Genomic DNA, 22,103 nt, shown 5'->3' with positions numbered 1-22,103 from the left:
AAAGATGATGAGCCTGCTGAGTTTTGCTGATGATGGCTGGGGCCGCTTAATTCTCAGCGCTGCCCTGACCACGCTGCTGTTGTCGCTGGCGGCGTTGATGATTGGCGCGGTGGTTGGTTCCGGTGTGGCGGCAGCTAAGTTGTCGCCGCAACGCTGGCTGCGCTGGTTAGGTGAAGCCTATTCCACGGTGTTTCGTGGCATCCCGGAACTGCTGGTGATCTACCTGTTCTATTTTGGTGGATCGGGCCTGATTACGTTGGTCGGACAGATGTTTGGTGCCGACGGCTTTATCGAAGCGCCGCCGTTTCTGATTGGTGCGTTGGCTATCGGGCTCATCTCCGGTTCCTATCAAGGTGAAGTGTATCGCGCGGCGCGCCTGGCATTAGCCAAAGGCGAAGTCGAAGCGGCGGTGGCGATTGGTATGCCGCGCTGGCGTATCGCGCAACGCATTTTGCTGCCGCAGGTAGTGCGTTATGCGCTGCCGGGCATGTCGAATGTGTGGCAGATGAGCCTGAAGGATTCGGCGCTGGTTTCGGTTACCGGCATTGTTGAGCTGATGCGCGCCAGCCAGGTTGCCGCCGGTTCAACCCGCGATTACTTCACCTTTTACTTGGTTGGCGGTGCCTGCTATTTGGTGCTGACACTGCTGTCTAATCATGCGTTTCGCCGGGCGGAATCGCGCCTTGGTCGTGCGTGGCAAAGTCGCACTGCGGCACAGCATTAAGGAGCAGCAGCATGATCGACTTCGCCTTTCTCTCTGACACTTTTCTCAAGCTCAGCGCCGCGCTGCCGGTCACGCTGGGTTTGTTTATCAGCGCGTTTCTGTGCGGCGGTATTCTGGCGATTGGCATTTTGTCGCTGCGTATGAGCCGCTGGCGGATATTAAGCGGTTTCGCGCGCGGCTACATTCTGGTGTTTCGCGGCTCACCGCTGATGATCCAGCTGTTTTTGATTTATTACGGACTCGGCCAGTTTGGCGTGATTCGCCACAGTTTTGTCTGGCCGTTCCTGCGTGAACCGTTCACCTGCGCGGTGCTGGCGCTGTCATTGTGTACCGCCGCTTACACCGCTGAGATTCTGCGTGGCGCGCTGCTGGCGGTGCCTGCCGGGCAAGTAGAAGCCGGGCTGGCTTGTGGTATGTCGCGCTGGTTGCTGCTGCGCCGCATTATCGCACCGATCATGTTGCGCTATGCGCTGCCCGCCTATTCCACCGAGGCGATTCTGTTGGTGAAATCCACCGCGCTTGCCAGTTTGGTGACGGTTTGGGATGTCACTGGCGTCGCGCAGCAGATCATTCAGCGTACTTACCGCACCATGGAAGTGTTTGTGTGTGCTGCTGCTATCTACCTGATTCTCAACTTTATTATCGTCCAGCTGTACGCGCTGTTAGAGCGCCGTCTGACCCCGGTGCATCGTGTCGCAAAAAAGCCGATGCCCGCCGTTAAACCGCTTGCCGGAGAGTAATATGCATTCCACATCACCTGTAACCTTGTCCGCCACCGATATCCATAAATCCTTTGGCGCGATGGAAGTTTTGAAAGGCATTTCGCTGCAAGCGCATCAAGGCGATGTCATCTCGATTCTCGGTGCCAGCGGTTCCGGCAAAAGTACCTTGCTGCGCTGCATTAATTTGTTAGAAACGCCGGATGCGGGCGTGGTCAGCGTTGGCGGTGAAACCATTGAGATGAAACGCCACGCGCGCGGTCATCAATTGGCGGCCAATCCGAAACAGATTGAGCGTCTGCGCTCGCGTCTTGGCATGGTATTCCAGAGCTTCAATTTGTGGTCGCACATGACGGTGCTGCAAAACGTGATTGAAGGCCCGCATTACGTGCTCAAACGTGACAAGAAAAGCTGCATCGCGCAGGCGGAACAACTGCTGGATCGCGTCGGTCTGCTGAATCGCAAAGACTTCTACCCCGCACAGCTTTCCGGCGGACAGCAGCAGCGTGTGGCGATTGCGCGCGCGCTGGCAATGGACCCGGAAGTGATGCTGTTTGATGAGCCTACTTCAGCGCTCGATCCAGAACTGGTGGGCGAAGTGCTGAAAGTGATGCGCAGCCTGGCAGAAGAGGGACGCACCATGTTGGTGGTGACGCATGAAATGGGCTTCGCACGTAACGTGTCGAATCGCGTGGTGTTTATGCATCAAGGCACCATTGATTGTCAGGGCGCGCCGGAAGAAATGTTTGGCGATCAGGGTTCGCTGCGCTTCAAGCAGTTCATTTCCAGCCACCAAAGCCATCACGCGGAGCTGCCAGCATGAGCCTTGTTTGGGGCGATAGCCCGTTGACGTGGCAAGACGTGGTGCAAGTGGCGCGGCACGATGCGGAGCTTAGCCTGAGCAGCAGCGCCTGGCAGCGCATTGCGCAAGGGCGCGCGATTGTCGATCAGATCGTCGAAAGTGGACATATCGCTTACGGCATCAATACCGGTTTGGGCGCGCTGTGCAACATCACGCTGCCGGAAGATCAGCTTAGCCAGTTGTCGCGCAATACGCTGCTGAGCCACGCCTGTGGCGTCGGGCCATTGCTGACGCGCGAACAGGCACGCGCAATTTTGTGTGCAGCGATTGCCAATTACAGCCACGGCAAATCCGGTGTATCGGTGGCGTTGGTGCAGCATCTGTTGGCGTTGCTTAATCATCAGATCACGCCACAGGTGCCGTCGCAGGGATCGGTGGGCTATCTCAGCCATATGGCGCATATCGGCCTGGCGCTGATCGGCGTCGGCGAGGTCGAGTATCAAAATCAGATCATGCCAGCCGAGCAAGCCTTAGCGCTGGCAGGATTACAACCCTATCGTCCGGGCGCGAAAGAGGGCTTAAGCCTGGTGAACGGCACGCCGTGCATGACCGGTTTATCCTGCCTGGCACTGGATGATGCTGCGCGTTTGCTGGATTGGGCGGATGTCACCGGCGCGATGAGCTTTGAAGCGCTGCGCGGACAGCTGGCGGCGTTTGATGCTGAAGTGATCACCTTGAAAGCCAGTCCGGGTATGCAAGTCAGCGGACAGCGTTTACGTGAATTGTTGAGCGACAGCCCGCTGCTGGCGGCCAGCGTTGGCGTGCGCACCCAGGATGCACTGAGTTTGCGCTCGATGCCGCAGGTGCACGGTGCCAGCCGCGATCAGTTTGATCATGCGGCGCGCCAGATTAATACCGAACTCAACGCCTGCACTGACAATCCGCTGGTGCTCGGCACGCCGGATAGCTGGCGCGTGGTGTCGCAAGCCAATCCACACGGCGAATCGGTGGCGATGGCGGCGGATTTGCTGGCGATTGCTATGGCGGAAGTCGGCAGTATCGCCGAGCGGCGACTGGATCGATTGGTGAACCCGTTGGTCAGCGGTTTGCCGGCGTTTCTGGTGGCGCAGCCCGGCGTCAATTCCGGCATGATGATTGCGCAATATGTGGCGGCATCGTTGTGTGCTGAGAATCGCCAGCTGGCGCAACCGGCGGTGCTGGATAATTACGTCACCTCCGGTTTGCAAGAAGATCATCTTAGCCTTGGCACCGGCGCGGCGCTGAAATTGCTCAAGCTGGTGGGCAACGTGTGGCAGATTCTGGCGATTGAGTATCTGCTGGCGGCGCAGGCGCTGGATTTTCACGGCGAAGAGCAACTGGCGCAAGGGACAAAGCGTGCGTTACGCGGTTTGCGTGCCAAGGTAGCGAATTGGCAGGAAGATCGCTGGTTAGCCCCGGAGATTGCGCGTGCGGTGCAGGTGTTGAAAAGCGGGTTGTAACACGTGGTGTTTAAAAACGGTCACCATAAATGGTGACCCGATTTTAATTCTCAGCGGCGAGCATCCGGGCGCACCAGATCAAAACGCTGCTCCTCACTGATGCCGTAATACGCCGAGGGGCCGCCAGCACGCAGGATCGGCTGGGCTTTGGCGGTTTGATAGATGCCGTTTTCCAGCAGTTGCTCATCAATGTGAATAGCCACCACTTCACCCAACACCAGCCAGCTCTCTAGCTCGGTTCCCTGCACATCTTGCAAGCGGATCAACTGAGTTAAACGGCATTCAAAATTTACAGGGCTTTCCGCCACCATGCTGACATTAACGTAAGAGGCGGCAATCGGGGTTAAACCGGCCAGCGCAAATTCATCCTGATTGGACGGCACCGAGGCGGAACTCTCGTTCATCGCTTCCGCTAGCGGGCGTGTTGCCAGATTCCAGACAAACTCTTTGCTTTCGCTGATATTGCGCACGCTGTCTTTCCAGCCGCTGCTGGCAAAGCCGATAATGGGTGGATGGTAATTGAAGCAGTTAAAGAAGCTATAAGGGGCCAAGTTGCGTTCGCCGTTGGCGCTAAGTGAGCTTACCCAGCCAATCGGGCGCGGGCCAACAATGGCGTTTAAAGGATCATGTGGCAAACCATGTCCAGCACGTGGCTGATATGAGTAACGTCCGCGATTCATTTCTGCTCCTCAGATAATTGTGTAATGCTGCCAGCCAGAGTATCTTACGCCCGCGCTATATTCCGGAGAAACTATGAACAAGCCCGCTGGCACCTCGCCATTCCATCCGCGTAACCGCCATCAAGGCCGTTATGATTTTGCTGCTCTGACCGCTGCCCATCCGCCGCTGGCGGGGAAAGTGCGTCCCAACGGCTACGGCGAGTTATCGGTCGATTTTGCCGATCCTGAAGCGGTGATGCTACTGAATCAGGCGCTGCTGAAGCTGTTTTATAATCTCAACTGGCAACTGCCCGCCGGTTATTTAACGCCGCCGGTGCCGGGACGTGCTGATTACGTGCACGCACTGGCCGATTTATTGGCCAGCGATAACGGTGGCGTGATTCCGCGCGATCTGGATGTGATGGATATCGGCTGTGGTGCCAACTGCATCTATCCGCTGATCGGCAATGCCGAATATGGCTGGCGTTTTACCGGCACCGATATTACCGCCGAAGCGATCACGGCCGCTGGGCAGATTGTGGCAAGCAACGTCGGTTTGCAGCGCGGGATTCGTCTGCGTCGGCAGAAAGAGGCGTCGGCCATTTTTGCCGGTGTGGTGCATAAGAACGAACGCTATCACGCGGTATTGTGCAATCCACCGTTCCATTCGTCGGCGGAAGAAGCCGCCAGCGTCGGACAGCGCAAAACGCGCAATTTGGGCTTAGGCAAAAATGCGCCGCTCAACTTCGGCGGTTTGCATAACGAATTGTGGTGCGATGGCGGCGAGCGCAAGTTTGTCGGCCAGATGATCGCTGAAAGCGTGGCGTACTCCGACCAGATCGTCTGGTTCACCTCGTTGGTTTCGCGCAAAGAGAATTTACCGGCGCTGCGCGATCAGTTGCGCGATCTGGATGCTTACGACGTGCGCATCATCGAAATGGCGCAAGGCCAGAAGCAGAGCCGCTTTATCGCCTGGACCTTCCAGCCGCCCGCGACACGCGCCAAGCGGCTGAAACGCTAAGTTATTGCGCCGGGGGTAACGCCGGGAAACTGGCAGCGGAGGCAATGTCGCTGCCGGTTTGCTTCACTTCCACCGTTTGATGCGGTGCTTTAATGCCTGCCGCATCAAAATGCTTCTTCACTTTATCATCCAGCGCAAAACGCACCGTCCACTGCTTCAGCGGCTGGGTAGTGAATGACACGCGCACGGTAAACGATTGGTTGGTTAATCCCACCAAACCGGCAAAACTCGGTTCGCCAATCACCATGCCGCGAATATCAGGATTCTCTAGCAACTCTTTCACCGCCGCTTGTAAGGTGGCATTCACTTTCTCGGTATCTTCACCGCGATCAACATCGTAGTTCGCCACAAATGAGCCAATACCGCGCACAAAGTTGGCGAAGGTGGTGATCGATGACCAAGGGATGATGTGATACGCGCCGGTATCCTGACGCACGCCGACCGAGCGGATTGACATGCGTTCCACCGTGCCGGTGATCGGCCCAATCGTCACCAAATCACCGGTGTTCATGCCGTTTTCGAACTGGATGAAAATGCCGGTAATAATATCCTTCACCAGCGTTTGCGAACCGAAAGAGACCGCCAGACCTAGCGCACCGGCACCAGCCAGCAGCGGGGCGATGTTCACGCCGACTTCTGACAGCAAAATCATGATGGTGATGGTGCTGATCACCACCGCCAGCGCGTTGCGGAACAGCGTCAGCAAGGTGCGGGTACGCGCGCTGGGCATTGGGCGACCGTGTGAATCGGAGGCCAGACGGCTTTCGATCAGGCTTGCCAACAGCGTCCAGCCGACTGCCGATAGCAGCACAATCATTACGATACGAATCATCACATCGACCATCTTCTGACCGCTACCCAGCGTCAACCAATGCCAGAGATCAAACAGATTCCACGCGTTCAGCAGCAGCAATACGGTGGCGAACACGGTAATGACGCGTGCCAGCTTCAGCAGCGCTTTGACCCAATCGTTGACGCGCTTTTGCAACTCCGGATAGTTGCGACGCAGATCAGGCGATAGCGTGACGGTTTTGCCAATCCAGCGCGTCAGCATGCCGGAAATCAGTGCGGCAATCACCACAATTGCCAGGCTGCGTACCGTGGCGGACATCATAAACTTCAAGCTGTTGCCAGGATTGAAGATCGAGAACAAGAACAGCGCGATAAAATAGGCGCTCGCCAGCCAATGCCACACCATGCCGAAGGCGCGAATAAACAGCGCAAAGAAGCTCATGCTGCGATCGGCAAGGCGCGACAATTCCTGATGGATGTTGCGCTTGTTGCGGAAAATCAGCCACAGCGCCCAAACCGTCATAATGCCCATAATCAACACGTTGAGCAGCGCGGCAACCTGCACATTCACCTGATTGGAGACAATTGGCACCACCACCAATAAGCCATAACCAATAATGCCGCTCAGCCAACTGAGACGCGTGTTCCAGTAGCTGGCACGTTCATCGGCTAAATGGAAAAAGCGTAGCGTGGCGAAGCGCGGACAGAAGATCAGGCGCAGCACCGCTTTGAAAAATTCAATCAGCGCAAAGGCGTTGAGGAACAATCCTTGTTGATAGGCGATGGTGCGATTGCCGTTGTGATAATTGTCGCTGATGATTTGGCCGACAAACAGCGTTAACGCCAGCAACAACAGATCGATGATAAAGGCGGCGAGAATGGTGGCAGGCAAGTGCAACCACTTGGTGCGTTCTAAGTTGTGATTGCGTCCCCAGCGCCCCATGCGCTGCCAGATCGGGTACATCAAGCGTCGCGTCAGCCAGTAAAAGGCAAACACCGCAGCGGCGAGGGCGGCGAAGTATTTCAGCGCGTTGAGAAAGGTTTGCTGGTTAAAGGCTTTATGTGGCGCGCTGGTGATGTTGTTGTGCAGTTTGGCAAACTGCGAGGCCACTTCGCCGCCGTATTCGCGTGTCACATTAGTCACGCTCTCCAGCACCGTAGGATCTTCCTGATCGGCTTGTGGCGGCGCTAACACCGGTTGTTCGCTGGTGGAAGGACTGTTCGCCGCCTGACGGAGTTGATCGATCAATTCCTGGCGCGAGGCGTTGTTATCCAGAATATTAGCCAGTGCAGCATAGGCGGCTTTTTTATCTTCGATGCTGGGTGCTGCATCATTGTTGTTTGCGGCAGGTGTTTGTGTCTGTTGAGCCGCAACGGCAGCTTGCGGAAGGTTGACGGCTTGCGCCGAGGAAATGAAAAACAGCGTGAGCAAACTGAAGAGTAACCCCAAAGCCAGACGCTTTGGTGGGCTGGCAGACAACATCGCTTTCTCCTTGAGCTTCGCGCAGCGGCACAAGTGAGAAGTATAGTCAGTGATGGAAGGTGAAGATTCTGAAAGGAAAATCGAATCGAGGCACCAACTGTAGCGGCGCGATTTATCGCGTTGTTTAGCAGCGATGTTGCGGTAAAAGAACGCGATAAATCGCGCCGCTACAAATTGTGCATATAAAAAAACCGTCGCCGAAAATGGGCGACGGTTTCATGGTAGTGCTTAGGATACGTGCTGCAAGAACTCGCGCAGACGATCGCTCGGTGGGTTGGTGATCAACTCGTCCGGGTTGCCATCTTCGGCGATGGTGCCTTTGTCGATGAAGATCAAACGCGAAGCCACTTTCTGTGCGAAGCCCACTTCGTGGGTGACGATGACCATGGTCATGCCTTCTTCCGCCAAATCTTGCATCACTTTCAGTACTTCGTGACGCAGTTCTGGATCCAGCGCTGAGGTTGGCTCATCAAACAGCATCATTTTCGGTTTCACCGCCAGCGCACGGGCAATTGCCACGCGCTGCTGCTGACCACCGGAAAGCTCCGACGGGAAGTGGTGTGCACGCTCAGCCAGACCGACTTTGCCCAGCAGTTCACGCGCCAGCTTGTGTGCTTCTTCTTTTTTCGCACCGCGCACGCGGATCGGACCAAAAGCGACGTTATCCAACGCACTCATCTGCGGGAACAGATGGAACTGCTGGAACACCATGCCGGCTTCCTGACGAATCAGGCGCTCATCAACTTTCGGGTCGTTGACCTTCATGCCATCGACAATCAGATCGCCCGTGGTGATCTCTTCCAGCTTGTTGATGCAGCGCAGCAGGGTGGATTTACCGGAACCGGATGGTCCAATAATCACCACCACTTCACCCTGGTTAATTTTCAGGTTGATGTCGTGCAGTACCTGAGTCTGGCCGAAATTCTTCGAGACGTTTTTAAATTCAATCACAGGATTTTCACCCTTTTCTCAATACGGCGCAGCACAAAGCTCAACACCAACGTAATAACCAAATAGATGATGGCAACGGCGCTCCAGATCTCCAGGGCGCGGAAGTTACCGGCGATGATCTCTTGACCCTGACGCGTCAGTTCGGCCACGCCAATCACGATAAACAGCGAGGTATCTTTGATACTGACAATCCATTGGTTACCCAACGGCGGCAGCATACGGCGCAGGGCCAGCGGCATGATCACGTAACGCAGGGTTTCACGGCGCGACAAACCCAGCGCTAAACCTGCTTCACGGAAGCCTTTATTGATTGACAGCACCGCACCACGGGTGATCTCGGCGATATACGCGCCGGAGTTGATCATGATGGTCACCACCGCCGCGCTGAACGGATCGATACGCAGGTCAGGGAAGGCCATTGGCAGGGCGAAGTAAATGAACATCACCTGCACCACAATCGGCGTGCCGCGAATCAGTTCGATGAACACCAGTGCGATGTTGTTGGTGATCCAGCCGCCGTAAGCGCGGGCAAAACCGGCGACTAAACCGATGATTAAACCGCCGACCAGGCCGAGGACCGAGATCAGTAGGGTCATTTTGGCGCCTTCGATTAAAATCGGCAGGGCTGGCCAAATGACGCTCCAGTCAAACTCCATGGTGAAACTCCAAAATATGTTGCGTGGAAAAGGTAAAAGCAGGGAAAAAAGTTTCCCTGCTGCAAAAGTGGCTTAAGCCAAATTATTTTGGTTCAGTACCGAACCATTTTTTATAGATGGTGTTGTAAGTGCCGTTATCGCGCAGGGTTTTCAGTGCACCGTTCACTTTTTCACGCAGGTCGTCGCTGCCTTTCGGGAAAGCGATGCCGTATTGCTGTGCTTCAATTGACTCGCCTACCGCTTTGAAGCGGCCTTTGCCGGCGGTGTTGATGAAGTACAGGATGTTCGGGGTATCGTGCAGCACGGCGTCAGCACGGTTGGTGCCTAACTCCATGTACGCGTTGTCGATGTTCGGGAACTGACGCAGATCTTTCGATTTGATGTGTGCTTTAGCGTAATCAACCGAACCGGTGCCGCTTTTCACTGCCACCACTTTGCCGTTCAGATCGTCGATGCTCTTAACGTCTTTTTCGTTCTCGCGCACCATCACCAGCAGGCCGCTTTTGTAGTAGCCGTCTGAGAACTCGATGGCTTTTTTACGTTCTTCGGTGATGGTGATACCCGCCAGCGCCAAATCAACGTTTTTGGTTTGCAGCGCAGGGATGATGCCGCTGAAATCCATTGGCTTGAAGGTGTAATCCAGCTTCAGCTCTTTAGCGACGGCATCCCACAGATCGATATCAAAGCCGACGTATTTATCGCCTTGCTTGAACTCGAAGGGAACGAATGCGGTGTCGGTAGCGACGATCAGTTTCTTTTCTGCTGCGGTGGAGGAAAGCGAGAAGGCCAGCGCCAGCGCGGCCACGGAGACTTTAATCAATGACTTCATCATTTTTTTCCTTATTACCCTCAAGCCTTGTGGCCTGATGTTCGGCGTATCATATGAAAAAATTATGCCAACTTTTCAATTCGGACAAAATCAATCACTTGTAGGTATTGGCTGACACGATTTTGCTGAAAATGAACAGGCTGCACCATTATTGTGCGCCATATTGGTGCAATGTGCTGCTGTGGTGCGGGCACAGTGTGCATCATGGGAGTGGCAAGGGAAAGAAGGGATGAAGGAATTGTTAACAACGTCAAAAAAAGCACCACAATGTTACAAACGTAAAAAAAGGCGGGATAACCCGCCTTGTTGATGCTAAAAATTATTCGATATTCGATTCGATAAACCACAGGAATTTATCCAGGTCGCGCGAAGCGGCAGTGAAGATATCAGCAGTATCTTCGTCGCTGACTTCGCTAATCGCTTTGCGCACATCATTCGCCACAATGGCGTAACGATCGGCTAGCGCTTTCAGGTGATCCTGCACGCTGTGAATATTGAGCGGATAACTTTTCAGTGGGGTTTTATCGTTGACGATCTGAGTGGTACCCAGCGCCACACCGCCTAGCTGAACCACACGTTCAGCGATAGTGTCCTGATGATCGGTAATTGCGGTACGGAAACCATCCAGCATTTCATGTACGGCAATAAAGTTGGCGCCACGCATGTTCCAGTGCGCCTGTTTGGTGATCAGCGACAGGTCAATAAATTCCACTACCAGACGGTTGAGCACCTCGATGGTCGCTTTCTTATCGCTGTCAGCGACGTCATTTCGGGTGAAAATCAGATCAGACGATTTAGTTTTAACCAGTTTTGCGGTACTCATCATTAATGTCCTCTTATTGATGGTTGTCCTAATCAAGCACGGAAATAAGTATAGCAGCAGTTTTATAACCTGCAGGATTGATTCAGACGATGTCAGGGATAGATAAATCCGAATAAAAGATGAGTATGCAGTAATTTTGGTATTTATTGATATGAATCAGATGGTTATGGTTGGTGTTAAATATTTATTAATCGTGTTGCAAAATAATAACGAAAAAACACTGTGATGAGCGATAAAAATGATAATGAGTCTTTTTAACTATTTAGCCTGCTTTAATGCAGGCTAAATAACCGGTTATTTATTGCGGGTTGTTAATATCCACTTCGCTTATTTTCGCGCTTTTTTGTTTCATTGTTAGCGTTGAGCCCGCCGAAGCGATAATAATCGCTAATAAAGCCAGCCACTGCGTCAACGTTAACAGCTCACCGAGGAATAGCATGCCGGAAAGCGCTGCCATCGCCGGTTCCAGGCTCATTAAGGTGCCGAAAATGCGCGCCGGCAAACGGGTGAGCGCCATCATCTCTAAAGAATAAGGAATGGCGCTGGAGAGCAGGGCGATTAACAGCGCCAGCGGCAGCACTTCCCAATGCCAAATACCCGGCGCGGCGAAGGTCAGTCCCAACGGCACAAAGATCACTGACGCAATCAGCGAACCCATTGCCACCGTGGCCGGGCCGTGTTCGGCTCCAGCGCGTTGTCCGGCCAGAATATACACAGCCCAACAGGCACCTGCGCCCACCGCGAGCAACGCGCCAAGCGGATCGATATGGCTCATACCCTCGCCAATCGGCAACAAGAACCACAATCCGGCTACCGCCAATAGCACCCAAACAAAATCCAGCGGGCGACGTGCACCAATCAACGCCAGCGTGAGCGGGCCGAGAAACTCCAGGCCAACCGCCACGCCCAGCGGCACGGTACGAATTGCTAAATAGAACAGGTAATTCATGCAGCCAAGCGCTAATCCATACATCAACAGCGGCTTGCGCTGTTCACGCGTAAAACGTAAACGCCACGGTTTAAAGATCACGCACAGGATGATGGTGCCGAGGCCAAGGCGCAAAGCGGTAATACCTGGCGCGCCAACGGTGGAAAACAACGATTTTGCCAGAGAAGCGCCACCTTGCAGCGAGAGCATGGCAATCAGCAGCACGGCAATCGGGAACACTACCGGAGCCATATTTTTGGAGTTGAGAGGCGCAGACATCCTGTAATCCAATCCTTTATTTATTAACAACAGAGCAACAAGCGCCCAGTGTAAAGGAATCTTCAGCAAATAAGGAGGCGTGTGCGCGGGAAATAAAAAGTGCGACAGGTCATAAAATCACCACAATTAGGACCATTTACGTAAAGAAATGTCAGATTAGTTTAGGAATTTACTTAAAGGCATTTTTTATTGAGCGGATTTATGTTGCAGGAATATGACGGATTTTATAAGTAAAATGAATGACATAGGAAACTTCATTAACTTTCTGTTACACCAAACAATGTATTGGACAACAAAATGCGGGCAGAGTTTCAGGCTGTTTTTTGTTATATTTTCAGCGTTGTCAGGAGATAAGTATATTCACATTTGAGGTGGTTATGAAAAAAATTGCATGTCTTTCAGCTTTAGCTTGTGTACTGGCCGTTGCCGCAGGTTCAGCCATGGCGCAGAGCACCGTTACCGGTGGTTACGCTCAGAGCGATTATCAAGGCGTTCAGAACAAAGCTAACGGCTTCAACCTGAAATACCGTTACGAAGACGGTTCTAACCCACTGGGTTGGATCGGTTCATTCACTTACACCGAAAAAGACCGCACTGACGCGGGCGTGTATGAAAAAGGTTCTTACTACGGCATCACCGGTGGTCCTGCTTACCGTCTGAACGACTGGGCAAGCATCTACGGTGTTGTAGGTGTGGGCTACGGTAAATTCCAGGATAACGGCGCTGACCGTCAGAAATCTGACACCAGCGACTACGGCTTCTCTTACGGTGCGGGTATGCAGTTCAACCCAATCGAAAACGTCGCTCTGGACGTGGGCTACGAGAAGAGCCGCATCCGCAGCGTCGATGTGGGCACCTGGATTGCTGGCGTAGGTTACAGCTTCTAAGTTTTTGCTTAGACCAGAGTTGCACTAGAAACGGCCCCTTGCAGGGCCGTTTTTTTATGCTTACGGTTTGGCGGGTTCAGGCAAGGTAGCGCGAATCTTCTTCACCTGATCGGCAGTCACCGGCGCCGCTTTATTCCCCCAACCGTTACGGATAAAGGTAGCGACATCAGCCACTTGCTGATCGTCCAGACGCCATGCGAAGTCTGGCATGGTAAAGCCGGTTGGCGCTTGTTGGGTAATCGCGCGTTGACCGCCTTTCAGGATCACACTGATCACCGAAGAGGGATCGTCACTCAGCAATGCCGGGTTGTGTGCCAACGCCGGGAAAGTACTGGCATAGCCTTTGCCATCGGTGCGGTGGCACGCGGCGCAGTTATCGACATATACCTGCGCACCAGGTTTGCTGACATCGCCTTTGAACAGCGCTTGCGCGGTGGCATCACTGGTCTGTGGCGCTGGCGTGTTATCAGCAGCAGGCAACGACTTCAGATAGACCGCAATCGCGTTGAGATCGTCATCGGTCAGATATTGCGTGCTGTGTGCGATGACATCGGTCATCGAACCAAAGGCTGCGCCTTGCTGATTGGCACCGGTTTTCAGGAAAGTGGCGATATCCTGCTGCGACCAACTACCCAAACCGGCTGTCGGGCTGGCGGTGAGATCCGGTGCGTGCCAGCCTTCCAGCGTGCCGCCGGTTAGATAGCTTTTGCCGCTTTGGTCCATGGCTTTTTCCTGGAAGCCAATGCCGCGTGGCGTATGACAAGATCCACAGTGACCTAAACCCTGCACCAGATAAGCGCCGCGTTGCCACTGCTCCGATTTATCAGCAACTGGCGCGTACGTGGCATCATCGGCAAAGGTCCAGCGCCAAATCGTCAGCGGCCAGCGCATGCTCAGCGGCCACGGAATGTCGCTGTCGCGATTCGCCTGTGCAACCGGCTTCACACCTTGCATGAAATAGTCATACAGCGCGTGCATGTCGTTGTCGTTGATTTTGGCGTAGGACGGGAAGGGCATCGCCGGATAGAGCGATTTGCCATCTTTCGCTACGCCGCCGCGCACTGCTTTAGCGAAATCGTCATAGCTCCAGTCGCCAATGCCGTGGGTTTTATCCGGCGTGATATTGGTTGAATAGATAGCGCCAATCGGCGTGCTCATTTTCAATCCGCCAGCAAAAGGCTGCCCGCCCGCGGCAGTGTGGCAAGCGGCGCAATCCCCAGCTTTCGCCAGATATTCGCCTTGCTTGATTGAGGCATTGCTGGCGGCGAATGCCGCGTGGCTCACGAGCGCACCGCTCAGCGCGAGAAAAAGTGCGGAAAGTTTCACGTTGACACTCCTTATCAGGCTTGAACCAGTGGGCCAGGGTTAGCGAGATAGCGGCTGCGAATAGCCTCCGCCGCGAAAAGCGCCGTGGCGCAGACAATGCCGGTTGGGTTGTAAGCCAGGTTCTGCGGGAAGCAACACGCACCGGTAACAAACACATTCGGCACATCCCAGCTTTGCAAATACTTGTTCACCACGCTGGTGCGCGGATCGTCACCCATCACCGCGCCGCCCGTGGTGTGCGTTGATTGATAAGGACGTACATCGTAATGGCTATCCAGCGTTTTGAAGCCCAATTCGTAATGCTTCGGATTCATCACTTTGACGATCTCTTCCGCTTTCCCTTTGATGAAGTTGGTCATCTTCAGCTCGTTCTGCTGCCAGTCAAAGGTCATGCGCAGCAGCGGTTGGCCGTAGATATCGCGGTAAGTTGGATCGAGATCGAGATAGCACTGTTTGTACGGCATCACTGAACCGGACGATCCCACGTTCATGTTGTGCAGATAGTTATCTTTGATCGCTTGTTTCCAGCCGGAACCCCAACGCGGCGCATCTTTTGGGATGCCCATTTGCTGAATCGGACGACCGCCGGAGAACGCTGCCGAGATGGTGGCGCCGCCAACAAAACCGAGTTTGCTGTGGTCGAAGTTTTCGGCGTTAAAATCGTCAATCACGGTGGAGGTTGCGCCAGTGGCGGCGAATGGATTGAACCAGTTGTCGTTGTCGTAGAAAAGCTTGATGCCGCCGGTCATCTGATAGGCGTAGTTTCTGCCGACTACGCCGTCGCCGGTTTGTGGGTCGTACGGTTTACCGATTTTCGACAGCAGCAGCAAACGCACATTGTGCAGCTGGAAGGCACTGAGGATCACCAGATCGGCCGGTTGTTCCACTTCGTTGCCTTGCGCATCGATATAGGTCACGCCGGTGGCTTTTTTACCGCTGCTGTCGGTATTGACGCGAATCACGTGCGCCTGGGTACGAAGTTCAAAGTTACTGAACGGACGCAGCGCCGGGATCACGCAGCTTTGCGGTGAACCTTTCGAATAGTTGAAGCAGCCAAAACGTTCGCAGTAGCCGCAGTAGTTACACACGCCAAGTTGCACGTTGTACGGGTTGGTCCAGGCTTCGGTACAGTTGGCGGCCGGGCATTCGAACGGGTGATAACCGAGCTGCGTAACGGCTTTCGAGAACAGTTCACCGGCATACAACGTTTGTAATGGCTTGGTGGGATAGGGATTTTTACGCGGTGATTCGAAGGGGTTGCCACCTTCAACGGTTTTGCCGTCGAGGTTGCCGACCTGACCGGCTGCACCGCAGATTTTTTCGAACTTGTCGAAGTACGGTTCCATCTCCGCGTAGGTGAACGGATAATCCTGCACCGTCATGTCTTTCGGGATGAAGTCGGCGCCGTATTTCTCAATCACCGTGCTGCGCATTTTAAGGTCGGCTTCCAGCGGACGCCACAGCTGACCATTCCAGTGCGTACCCGCACCGCCCACGCCATCGCCTGGCAGGAATGAACCAAAGCGGCGATAAGGCAACGCGGTTTCCTGCGTGGTGTGACGCACGGTGACGGTCTCTTTCGAGGCATTCTGAAACAGCTTGAGACGAATGCCGTAAGTGAGTTCATCGGCAATGCGCGGATAGGAGAAATCAGGATAGGTATCGCGATTTTCACCGCGTTCCAGCGCCACAATGTTCAATCCTGAACTGGCTAATTCCATTGCCATCAGCGAACCGGTCCAGCCAAACCCGACGATCACCACATCGACGGGCGCTTTTTTTACTGCCGCCATTACACGCTCCTTTTGCTGGAAATACTGACTGGGCCAAACGGATAGGGTTTATTCGGCTGTTGCACGGTATCGACAAAGTCCGCGCGGGCGCCGGGAAAACCAATCATTTTCCACGACGCCAGCGTTTGGTTGCCGCCGTGAATCGGATCGGCGAGATAACCCTCTTTGGCGTTTTCCAGCAGTTGCTCGAAAAACTGCTTGCCGTGAATGGCGTCGTTACGCAGTTTGTCGGCATCCAACGCGCGTAAAACCTCTTCCTGTTGCGCAGTTTCCAGCTGATAGAAATCTTTTTGATATTGCTGTTGGCAGTGCTGATCGGCCAGCGCAATACCTAAACGATAGGTTTCACGCGGCACTAAATGCGACTGATAACCCATCTCTGGCGCGGCTTCAGCAAATGGGCCCTGCATGTACCACAAACGGCCGTAGCCATACGGCAGTTCCATCTGCTTATCGATAAAGACCTGCACGCCTTCGCTGACTGCGCCGGGGCCATTGGCATCAGCAGGGATCAGACGATCGAGTGCGGCGAGCAGAAATTTCCACTCTTTATCATTGAAGTAGGCCGGAACGTAATCGGATAACACGCCTTGCGGCTTGTCTGCTGCGGGGGAGGAGAGTGAGACCACACCGGTACTGACTGCGGCGGCGAGAGGAATGAGCGAGAGCGATTTTTGTAAAAATCGTCTCCGGCCCGATGGTTGCTCTTCAGGCATTTTTTCTGACATTGCTAATTTTCCTTACGAAAAACCCACCCTGGGTTGATTCTTTTTTTATCTCTGTCACAGCGAATTTGTTGATCGCAGAATGTTTTTTATCGTTCTGGGGCTTTTTCTGCGTGATTTGTTATATCGATGTGAATTTTGTTATATGGAAATTAATCAATGTTGATAAGAGGTTGCAACAAAAAAGTTAGCAGCCTAATGGTTTGATGGTTACGTAAGTTACAAAAGTCGTGCCGAGTTGAAGCGATTCAGCCTCAAGTGGGATAAGCGATGTGCTTTAGTTCAATAACAATACGAAGCAGAGGGGATAAAAAGGTAACAAAATATGTAGGGATGATGCAGAAATGAAAAAGGCGGCTTTGCGGGCCACCTTTTACTGGAATGGGGAGAAGTTTAGCCGCGCCAGATCAGGTTAGGGCACGGACGCTCAACGAGCTGTTTGCCGGTGAGCTTTTCAATCAGCATCAAACGCAGCGCAAACGGCGAGCGGCTAAACAGGCACAGCAGCGATTTCAGCTCAAAAGCCGGTTTGCTCTGTTCAGCCTGGAAGCATTTGCCACAGTCGAGGCAGTTTTTCATGGTAGTCATGTTCACCTCCCGAGTGATTGACGACTTAAACACAAGGAGCGATCAGCTTTGCATCCTTTATAAGCTATTCGCTTACATTACGAACAAAGATAGCACTGGCTATACTCTTTAGCCAACACTATTTAGGAAAAATTTGTGCTTATTTGTGCCTGGTTTACAATGAGCGCAGCCAGCCCGCACCGCAGGTATAGTGCGGCAGATAATAAAGAGGAAGTTGAATGAGTCGTCGTGCAAAAATCGCCACCAACATGCCCCAGGGGCCGCTGAAAGAGATAGAGGAGCATGTCGAAGGATTTCGTCAGGTGCGCGAAGCGCATCGTCGTGAGCTGATCGATGACTACGTTGAGTTAATCTCTGATTTAATTCGTGAATTTGGTGAAGCACGTCAGGTGGATATGGCCGCGCGTTTGGGTGTTTCACAGCCAACCGTGGCGAAAATGCTGAAGCGTTTGGGCACCACCGGCTTGGTAGAGCAAGTGCCTTATCGCGGCGTGTTTCTCACTGCTGAAGGCGAGAAGCTGGCTGAGGCGAGCCGCGTACGTCACCACATTGTTGAAACCTTCCTGTTAGCGCTGGGCGTCAGCCCGGAAACCGCGCGCCGAGATTCTGAAGGCCTTGAGCATCACGTCAGTGATGAAACGCTGGCCGTGTTCCAGAAATTTTACGAGAGTCGCTAACCTTTAAAGGCTTCCGCCACCATGCCCATCGTGCTTCGTTCCTTAATGCGTGATCGTATTTTGCATTTGTTGTTGCTGTTGGGTGTGGTGATGCTGCCGCTGGCGGATTTCCACTGGTCGCAACTGCCGAGCGCGGTTGACTGGCACACCATCATGACGCTGACCGGCTTATTGATGTTGACCAAAGGGCTGGAAAACAGCGGCTATTTTGATGTGCTTGGCGCACGACTGATCCAGCGATTCCACCATGAACGTGCGTTGGCGCTGTTTATGGTGTGCGCCGCCGCGTTGCTCTCCACTTTTCTTACCAATGATGTCGCGCTGTTTATTTTGGTGCCGCTGACCTTAACCTTACGCAAATTCTCGCGCTTGCCGATTTCGCGTTTAATTATTTTTGAAGCGCTGGCGGTGAATGCCGGATCGTTATTAACGCCGGTCGGCAATCCGCAAAATATCTTATTGTGGAGCCACGGCACGCTGAGCGTTCCGGCTTTTATTTTGCAAATGGCACCTTTGGCGGCGTTTTTAATGCTGACGTTGATGGTGTTAACGTGGTGGAGTTTCCCGGCACGAACCATTCAAAAGCATGAGCAAAGCGAAACGCAGGCCTGGCGTAAACCGTTATTCGTCGTCAGCGTATTGCTGTATATCGTGTTTATTGTGGCGCTTGAACTAAAACTCACCGGCTGGGCTTTGTTGCTGGTCGCCGCTTGTTTCTTGATCATGGCGCGCAGCGTATTAATCAGTATCGACTGGAGTTTATTGCTGGTATTTGTCGCGATGTTTATCGACGTCTATTTGCTGATGCATTTACCGTGGCTGCAACCGCATTTTTCCGCAATTGGTCAGATGGGCGAGGGCGGACTTTATTTGCTGGCGATTGGCTTGTCACAAATTATCAGTAACGTGCCAGCAACGATTCTACTGTTGCAGAAAGTCCCGCCGTCCGACGTGCTGGCGTGGGCAGTGAATATTGGCGGTTTTGGTTTATTACCGGGATCGCTGGCTAACTTAATTGCTCTGCGTATGGCGCAAGATGCGCGCGTGTGGTGGCGCTTCCATCTATTTTCCATTCCGATGCTGGCCTGGTCGATGCTCGGCGGTTGGCTGCTTTTGCATTTATTGCGTTAGTTAGCTGCCTGTGTCGGCTTATGTAAAGTTGCATTGGCATTTGTCAGTTTCCCATCTAAGGTTAGGTTGACCGTTTTTGCCCGAGAATCGGGACAACTGCCTATGATGAAAAATTATGAGTGAAAACCACAATCAGTCGCCTGCACGCGATGAGCAGGATGCGCACCACACTTCAAATTCCGATCAAGACGACAACCAACCTGAACGTAAGCGACCCGGCAAAAAGCCGCTGATCTTCCTCGCCATTGTGGTGATGATCATGCTGTTGGTGGGATTGTGGTTCTGGTTCACCACACGCAATGTTGAAACCACTGATGATGCCTTTACCGAAGGCAATGCGGTGACGATTGCGCCGAAAGCCTCCGGTTACGTGGTCAAGCTGCTGGTGAAAGATAACCAGCGCGTTAAGCAGGGCGATCTGCTGGTGGAAATCGACGCACGCGATACTGAAGCGCAGCGCGATCAGGCCAAAGCGCAGCTCGGACTGGCGCAGGCGCAGCTGCATCAAGCCGAGGCACAACTTGCCTTATCACGCGTGCAATATCCGGCGCAGCGCGATCAGGCGTTAGCCGATCAAGCCAAAGCACAGGCGAATTTGCTCAACGCGCAGGCGGATTACCGTCGCCAACGCGGTGTTGATCCGCGTGCCACCTCGCAACGTAATATTGATACCGCTGCCGCGCAGCTGCGTTCAGCCGAAGCGCAATTGCAAAGTGCTAAAGCGCAGGTTGAAGTGGCTTCGCAGGTGAAGCTGCAAATTCGTCAGCAGGAAACCAATGTTGAGGCGCGTCAGCAACAAGTTGAGCAGGCGCAGGCGCAACTCAATACCGCCGAACTGAACCTGTCTTACACCCAAGTGCGCGCGCCTTACGATGGTTTTGTCACCAAGCGTAATGTGCAGCTCGGCACCTTGGTGCAAGCGGGCTCAGCGCTGTTCTCGCTGGTGTCACCGGACATCTGGATCAATGCCAACTTCAAAGAGTCGCAGCTGGCGCGCATGAATCCGGGCGACAAAGTGGAAATCAGCATTGATGCCTGGCCGGATATGAAGCTGGAAGGGCATGTTGATAGCGTGCAAATGGGTTCTGGCTCGCGCTTCTCCACCTTCCCGGCGGAAAATGCCACCGGTAACTACGTGAAAATTGTGCAGCGCGTGCCGGTGAAAATCGTCATTGATAAAGGGCTCGATCCTAATCATCCGCTGCCGCTCGGCTTGTCGGTTGAGCCGAAGGTAACCGTGGAATGAGTGCGAGCGAAAGCTGGCGTCCGGCCAGCAATCCGTGGCTGGTCGCTATCACGGTAACGTTGGCGGTGTTTATGGAGATCCTCGACACCACCATCGTTAACGTGGCGCTGCCGCACATTGCCGGTTCACTCTCTTCGAGCTACGACGAATCAACCTGGGTTCTCACCTCGTATTTGGTCGCCAACGGCATCGTATTGCCGATTTCAGCGTTCTTCAGCCGCCTGTTTGGTCGCAAGCAGTTCTTCTTAATCTGCATCGTGATGTTCACCATCTGCTCATTCCTGTGCGGCATCGCGACTGAACTGTGGCAAATCATCTTGTTCCGCGTGTTGCAGGGCTTTTTCGGTGGCGGTTTGCAACCGGTGCAGCAATCGGTATTACTCGATTACTTCAAACCGGAAGATCGCGGCAAAGCGTTTGGGCTTTCCTCAATTGCGATTATCGTCGCGCCGGTGATTGGCCCGACGCTTGGCGGTTGGATCACCGATAACTACAGCTGGCGCTGGGTGTTCTTTATTAATATCCCGGTCGGCATTCTTACCGTGATGGCAATTTATCAATTGCTGGAAGATCCGCCGTGGGAGCGCAAGTGGGCCAAAGGCAAACTGAAAATCGACTACATCGGCATTAGTCTGATCACGCTTGGCTTGGGCTGTTTGCAGGTATTTCTCGATCGCGGCGAAGATGAAGATTGGTTTGCCTCGCACTTTATCCGCCTGTTCGCCATGCTGGCGGTGATCGGTATTATCGGGGCGATTTACTGGTTGCTGTACGCGCGTAAGCCGGTGGTTGATCTCACGGTGATGAAAGACCGCAACTTCTGGGTTGCCGGTTTGCTGATGGCGGGCATGGCAATGATTCTTTACGGCAGCTCGGTGGTGCTTCCACAACTGGCGCAACAGGATTTGGGGTACACCGCCACCTGGTCCGGATTGGTGCTGTCGCCCGGCGCGATATTAATAGTGCTGACCATTCCGCTGGTATTGAAGTTGATGCCGCTGGTGCAAACGCGCTACATCATCGCCTTTGGCTTTACCTGCCTGGCGTGCGCGTTCTTCTATTCCACCTCTTTAACGCCGAACGTCGATTTCACCACGCTGGTAATGATGCGCAGCGCGCAGTCGATCGGACTTGGCTTCCTGTTCGTGCCGCTCACCACCATTGCTTTTATTACCGTGCCGCAGCGCTTGAACGCTGATGCTTCGGCGCTGTTTACCATGTTCCGTAACGTCGCTGGATCGATTGGCATCTCGCTTTCCACTGCGGGGATTACCGAACGCATGCAGACACGGTCGGCCAATATGGTGCACAACATGTCGCCGCTGAATGAGCCGTTTAATATCACCTTGCAGCATTGGGCCGATGCGATTCGTAATTACACCACGGCGGTGGGCGATCCGCTGACGTTGGCGAGCGGGCAGCTGTATCAGGAGATGATCGCGCAATCGCGTATTCTGGCGTACATCGACGTCTTTATGGGCCTGAGTATCGTGGCTCTGCTATTGATTCCATTTTGTTGGTTGCTTTCGCCGATTAAGAGCGAAGGCGGTGCAGGAGCACATTAA

The 22,103-nt window shown here is 53.7% G+C and carries 21 protein-coding genes; 10 read left to right on the top strand and 11 right to left on the bottom strand.

The features are described 5' to 3' along the window. Positions 1 to 4 precede the first annotated feature (4 nt). The 4 genes from ABDW13_RS05735 to hutH are packed head-to-tail and all read left to right on the top strand — an operon-like array spanning position 5 to position 3,744. A complete protein-coding gene (locus ABDW13_RS05735) occupies positions 5 to 724 on the top strand; it encodes an ABC transporter permease subunit (RefSeq protein ID WP_343551485.1) in 720 nt (239 codons plus the stop codon). Between the two features lie 11 nt (positions 725 to 735). Further along, complete coding sequence (locus tag ABDW13_RS05730) at positions 736 to 1,464, top strand: ABC transporter permease subunit (RefSeq protein WP_343551483.1); 729 nt, start codon at positions 736 to 738, stop codon at positions 1,462 to 1,464. A 1-nt stretch (position 1,465) separates the two neighbouring features. After that, on the top strand, positions 1,466 to 2,266 hold the full coding sequence (locus ABDW13_RS05725; RefSeq protein ID WP_343551482.1) for an ATP-binding cassette domain-containing protein: 801 nt from the start codon (positions 1,466 to 1,468) through the stop codon (positions 2,264 to 2,266). Further along, positions 2,263 to 3,744, top strand: a complete 1,482-nt coding sequence (gene hutH / locus ABDW13_RS05720; protein ID WP_343551481.1) for a histidine ammonia-lyase — start codon at positions 2,263 to 2,265, stop codon at positions 3,742 to 3,744. The genes ABDW13_RS05725 and hutH overlap by 4 nt, the downstream gene beginning before the upstream one ends. Before the next feature lie 50 nt (positions 3,745 to 3,794). Here hutH and ABDW13_RS05715 read toward each other — a convergent pair whose 3' ends face one another. Continuing rightward, on the bottom strand, positions 3,795 to 4,424 hold the full coding sequence (locus ABDW13_RS05715; RefSeq protein WP_343551480.1) for a flavin reductase family protein: 630 nt from the start codon (positions 4,422 to 4,424) through the stop codon (positions 3,795 to 3,797). Positions 4,425 to 4,497: 73 nt separating this feature from the next. Between ABDW13_RS05715 and rlmF the strand changes: the two genes are divergently transcribed. Further along, positions 4,498 to 5,424 (top strand): 23S rRNA (adenine(1618)-N(6))-methyltransferase RlmF, encoded by a 927-nt coding sequence (gene rlmF, locus ABDW13_RS05710; RefSeq protein WP_343551479.1) that lies wholly within the window; start codon positions 4,498 to 4,500, stop codon positions 5,422 to 5,424. Position 5,425: 1 nt separating this feature from the next. Here the strand turns inward: rlmF and ybiO are convergent, their stop codons facing one another. The 6 genes from ybiO to rhtA all read right to left on the bottom strand — a co-directional run bounded on the left by ybiO (position 5,426) and on the right by rhtA (position 12,165). Further along, complete coding sequence (gene ybiO, locus ABDW13_RS05705; protein ID WP_343551477.1) at positions 5,426 to 7,699, bottom strand: mechanosensitive channel protein; 2,274 nt, start codon at positions 7,697 to 7,699, stop codon at positions 5,426 to 5,428. A 228-nt stretch (positions 7,700 to 7,927) separates the two neighbouring features. Beyond that, a complete protein-coding gene (gene glnQ, locus ABDW13_RS05700; RefSeq protein ID WP_258144826.1) occupies positions 7,928 to 8,650 on the bottom strand; it encodes a glutamine ABC transporter ATP-binding protein GlnQ in 723 nt (240 codons plus the stop codon). After that, the gene (gene glnP / locus ABDW13_RS05695) at positions 8,647 to 9,306 is read right to left on the bottom strand and encodes a glutamine ABC transporter permease GlnP (RefSeq protein WP_343551474.1); all 660 of its coding nucleotides are present in this window, start codon (positions 9,304 to 9,306) and stop codon (positions 8,647 to 8,649) included. The genes glnQ and glnP overlap by 4 nt, the downstream gene beginning before the upstream one ends. 82 nt (positions 9,307 to 9,388) lie before the next feature. Beyond that, positions 9,389 to 10,135, bottom strand: a complete 747-nt coding sequence (glnH, locus tag ABDW13_RS05690; RefSeq protein WP_343551472.1) for a glutamine ABC transporter substrate-binding protein GlnH — start codon at positions 10,133 to 10,135, stop codon at positions 9,389 to 9,391. Positions 10,136 to 10,454: 319 nt separating this feature from the next. Then, on the bottom strand, positions 10,455 to 10,958 hold the full coding sequence (gene dps, locus ABDW13_RS05685) for a DNA starvation/stationary phase protection protein Dps (protein WP_343551470.1): 504 nt from the start codon (positions 10,956 to 10,958) through the stop codon (positions 10,455 to 10,457). 298 nt (positions 10,959 to 11,256) lie between these two features. Then, on the bottom strand, positions 11,257 to 12,165 hold the full coding sequence (gene rhtA / locus ABDW13_RS05680; protein WP_343551469.1) for a threonine/homoserine exporter RhtA: 909 nt from the start codon (positions 12,163 to 12,165) through the stop codon (positions 11,257 to 11,259). Positions 12,166 to 12,542: 377 nt separating this feature from the next. On the opposite strand from rhtA, the gene ompX reads away from it, so the two are divergent. Beyond that, complete coding sequence (gene ompX, locus ABDW13_RS05675; RefSeq protein ID WP_343551468.1) at positions 12,543 to 13,052, top strand: outer membrane protein OmpX; 510 nt, start codon at positions 12,543 to 12,545, stop codon at positions 13,050 to 13,052. Between the two features lie 60 nt (positions 13,053 to 13,112). On the opposite strand, the gene ABDW13_RS05670 is transcribed toward ompX, so the two are convergent. From ABDW13_RS05670 to ABDW13_RS05655, 4 genes are all read right to left on the bottom strand, one after another. After that, complete coding sequence (locus tag ABDW13_RS05670) at positions 13,113 to 14,351, bottom strand: cytochrome c (RefSeq protein WP_343551573.1); 1,239 nt, start codon at positions 14,349 to 14,351, stop codon at positions 13,113 to 13,115. Positions 14,352 to 14,392: 41 nt separating this feature from the next. After that, on the bottom strand, positions 14,393 to 16,171 hold the full coding sequence (locus ABDW13_RS05665; protein WP_343551467.1) for a GMC family oxidoreductase: 1,779 nt from the start codon (positions 16,169 to 16,171) through the stop codon (positions 14,393 to 14,395). Continuing rightward, the gene (locus ABDW13_RS05660) at positions 16,171 to 16,899 is read right to left on the bottom strand and encodes a gluconate 2-dehydrogenase subunit 3 family protein (RefSeq protein ID WP_343551466.1); all 729 of its coding nucleotides are present in this window, start codon (positions 16,897 to 16,899) and stop codon (positions 16,171 to 16,173) included. The genes ABDW13_RS05665 and ABDW13_RS05660 overlap by 1 nt, the downstream gene beginning before the upstream one ends. A 390-nt stretch (positions 16,900 to 17,289) precedes the next feature. After that, entirely contained in the window at positions 17,290 to 17,484 is a 195-nt protein-coding gene (locus ABDW13_RS05655) for a hypothetical protein (RefSeq protein ID WP_058972295.1), read from the bottom strand. 218 nt (positions 17,485 to 17,702) lie between these two features. On the opposite strand from ABDW13_RS05655, the gene mntR reads away from it, so the two are divergent. The 4 genes from mntR to ABDW13_RS05635 all read left to right on the top strand — a co-directional run bounded on the left by mntR (position 17,703) and on the right by ABDW13_RS05635 (position 22,103). Beyond that, positions 17,703 to 18,161, top strand: a complete 459-nt coding sequence (mntR, locus tag ABDW13_RS05650; RefSeq protein WP_008102536.1) for a manganese-binding transcriptional regulator MntR — start codon at positions 17,703 to 17,705, stop codon at positions 18,159 to 18,161. A gap of 21 nt (positions 18,162 to 18,182) precedes the next feature. Then, positions 18,183 to 19,292, top strand: coding sequence for an SLC13 family permease (locus tag ABDW13_RS05645; protein WP_343551464.1), 1,110 nt, complete (start codon positions 18,183 to 18,185; stop codon positions 19,290 to 19,292). A 115-nt stretch (positions 19,293 to 19,407) separates the two neighbouring features. Next, complete coding sequence (locus tag ABDW13_RS05640) at positions 19,408 to 20,538, top strand: HlyD family secretion protein (protein WP_343551463.1); 1,131 nt, start codon at positions 19,408 to 19,410, stop codon at positions 20,536 to 20,538. Then, complete coding sequence (locus tag ABDW13_RS05635) at positions 20,535 to 22,103, top strand: DHA2 family efflux MFS transporter permease subunit (RefSeq protein ID WP_343551462.1); 1,569 nt, start codon at positions 20,535 to 20,537, stop codon at positions 22,101 to 22,103. Before ABDW13_RS05640 ends, ABDW13_RS05635 begins: the two co-directional genes overlap by 4 nt.

The sequence above is a fragment of the Pantoea sp. genome (genome assembly GCF_039594315.1).
Lineage (GTDB): Bacteria > Pseudomonadota > Gammaproteobacteria > Enterobacterales > Enterobacteriaceae > Pantoea.
The sequence above is the reverse complement of the archived record's forward strand: the minus strand, read 5'-3'. Positions and strand labels throughout refer to the sequence as shown.